The organism is Halobacillus sp. BBL2006 (assembly GCF_000786645.1).
Classification (GTDB): Bacteria; Bacillota; Bacilli; order Bacillales; family Halobacillaceae; genus Halobacillus.
In genome coordinates this window covers 1-2403 of the sequence record NZ_JRNX01000316.1, presented here as the reverse complement: position 1 = coordinate 2403, position 2403 = coordinate 1, and the positions used below count along the sequence as shown (strand labels likewise).

Sequence of the window (2403 nt, the reverse complement as noted above, 5' to 3'; positions counted from 1 at the left end):
TTTCTGTTTGTTTTTCTGTAAACCATGTACCCATTTTCTATATCTCCTTTTCACATTGCGTTTCTGAAAAAGCAACAAGACGTTTATTTTACTACGTATTCTCACATAATAATAGCAGTCTTTATTCATTCTTAACAGTTGGGAGTATAAGAGAATGATAATTTTTATCAGATTGACATACAAATGGCTGAAGCGCACCATCAAACTCTCGTTTATAGGAGCATTGATTGCCCTCGTCGGAGTTATCGGTTTGCTAATTTTCGCCATTACGCAAGGGCCACCATCCTTAATGACTGAACAAAACACGCTTTACTACAGTCAAAAAGGGGACGTCATCGGTGAAGATCATGGTGCAGAAGAACGTTACTGGATCAACATCGAAGATATGCCCGAATCCATTAAGGAAGCAACGATCGCCATTGAGGACCGTCGTTTTTACAATCATTTCGGCTTCGATTTGAAACGAATCGCTGGAGCTGCCCTCACAGACATTAAACAGATGAGGATGGCCGAAGGGGCAAGTACGATCACTCAGCAGTATGCCCGCAACCTTTATTTGTCTCATGACAAAACATGGAAACGTAAAGTTCAAGAAGCATTGTACGCTCTTCGTTTAGAGATTTTCTATAATAAAGATGATATTCTCGAAGGTTATTTGAACACGATCTACTATGGCCATGGAGCTTATGGAATTGAGTCAGCCAGCCGCTATTACTTCAATAAGCATGCCGAAGAATTATCGCTGACAGAAGCTTCCATGTTAGCAGGGATTCCGAAGGGCCCTAGTTACTATTCACCTTTAGCGAACGAAGAAAACGCCGAATCCAGACAAAAGCAAATTTTAGCCGAAATGGAAAGGAACGGATTCATTACTTCTACGGAAAAAACAGAAGCGGTTGAAGCGAGCCTTGTCTATTCAGACCATAAAGAATCATCAGAAAAACAGGTCGCCCCTTACTTCCAGGATCAAGTGGTCGCCGAGGCGGCAGATTTGTTAGACATTGATTCTGAACAAGTTATGACCGGTGGATACCATATTTATACAACGTTAAATGAGGACCACCAAAAAATTTTAGAGGAAAAAGTAGCTTCTGAAATTCCAAAAGAAGAGGACATCCAGATGGCTGCTGCCGTTATGAATAGTCATAATGGAGCCGTTACAGCATTAGTTGGAGGCCGTGATTATAAAGAGAGTCCCTACAACCGTGCTACACAAGCCAAGCGACAAGTCGGTTCGACTATTAAGCCATTTCTTTACTATGCAGCTTTAAAAGAAGGCTATTCGCCTGTGACGATGATTGAAAGTAAGCCCACTGACTTTGAAGTTGGGGAAAATGGAAAAGTTTATTCTCCTACGAATTTTAATGATCAGTATGCGGACAAGCCGATTACGATGGCTCAAGCGCTTGCGGTTTCAGATAACATCTACGCCGTATCGACGAATGTTGATATTGGTCCTGAAAAGTTAGTCCATACACTCAAAACATTCGGCATTCACAGCAATGCGAAGCCTGTTCCATCTTTAGCGCTCGGTGCTACGTCCATTTCACTTTACGACATGGTAAGCGCCTACGGAAAAATGGTAAAGGGTTCAGAGTCTCTTGAAGGACACACGATTCAAAAAATCACCGACAGACACGATAATGTTCTGTATGAATACCAGCCAACCTATAACGAAGACGAAAAGATTGACCCTGACCGGGCTTTTACGATCACTCATATGATGACAGGAATGTTCGACACATCCTTGGATGGAGGGTATGCCTCTGTGACGGGGACCCCTATAAAAGGGAAACTCACCCGTATGTATGGTGGAAAGTCAGGAACAACCGATTATGACAGCTGGATGATTGGATTTAGCCCACAGTTTGTATCAGCCGTTTGGATCGGCCACGACGAGGGAGGAAGAAAGCTCGAAACCTTCAATGAGAAAAGATACGCTAAGTCCATTTGGGCAGAAACGATGGAAGCCATTCATGAAGACTTGCCTACAGCCGCCTTCATCCCGACCCCGAATGTTAAAGGAGTCTATATTGACCCTGAAACAGGTTTTCGTTCGGGTCCGAATTGTCCAAAAGAACGACTGGTCTATATGGATAAGAAAGACATACCAAAAGAAGTTTGCGGCGGGAACGAAGATAAAGATAAAGAAGAAATCGAAAACGAGTTCAAAAATGATCCGTGGTTCAAAGATGTAGTCGATTGGTTCTTCTAAAATTAAGGTTAGGGAACAGATCGGCGCAGAACGGGAACAGAGATGAAACGTTAGGGAACAGACCGGCGCAAAACGGGAACAGAGATAAAATGTTAGGGAACAGACCGGCACAAAACGGGAACAGAGATGAAACGTTAGGGAACAGAGCTCACCAATCTTTCGCCAATTTCATAAAAAAAGACAAAGAA

General features: G+C 42.8%; 1 protein-coding gene. It reads left to right on the top strand.

Features of this window, described 5'->3' with window-relative positions:
- The first annotated feature begins 154 nt into the window (after positions 1-154).
- Positions 155-2215, top strand: coding sequence for a transglycosylase domain-containing protein (locus tag LD39_RS10070; protein WP_035545838.1), 2061 nt, complete (start codon positions 155-157; stop codon positions 2213-2215).
- Positions 2216-2403 lie beyond the last annotated feature (188 nt).

Coding starts and splice junctions, on each gene's coding strand:
- LD39_RS10070 (WP_035545838.1), top strand. CDS start 155: ATGATAATTTTTATCAGATTGACATACAAATGGCTGAAGCGCACCATC.